This window comes from Pseudoalteromonas sp. CR1 (assembly GCF_019392235.1).
Lineage (GTDB): Bacteria > Pseudomonadota > Gammaproteobacteria > Enterobacterales > Alteromonadaceae > Pseudoalteromonas.
This window is the reverse complement of the sequence record NZ_JAHXRM010000388.1, coordinates 1-257: the sequence shown is the minus strand read 5'-3', so window position 1 is coordinate 257 and position 257 is coordinate 1. Positions and strand designations below refer to the sequence as shown.

The 257-nt window shown below is 59.9% G+C and carries 1 pseudogene; it reads right to left on the bottom strand.

The features are described from left to right. A pseudogene (locus tag KZZ04_RS19845) lies at nt 1-235 on the bottom strand (hypothetical protein); the annotation flags it as partial. Nucleotides 236-257 lie beyond the last annotated feature (22 nt).

Below are 257 nucleotides of genomic sequence, written 5' to 3'. Positions count from 1 at the left end.
GCCGAGCTTTGGCCTTGAGCACTTCAAGATCAAGCACCGGTATGGATACATGCTTGGCCTGTTCATCCCAATGGCGCATGCGCAAACTAACCGCACACAGCGGGTCCTGTTCGAAGGCCTGGGCTTCTTCGACGCTCATCATGCCGCCCTGGTACGCCAAAGTGCGGCGGCTGGCTTCGCTCAGGCGGGCGTAATAGCCCGGCTGGCTGAAGGTCAGGTAACGCTTGGCCTGCACGTGATATTCCACCAACCTGGCC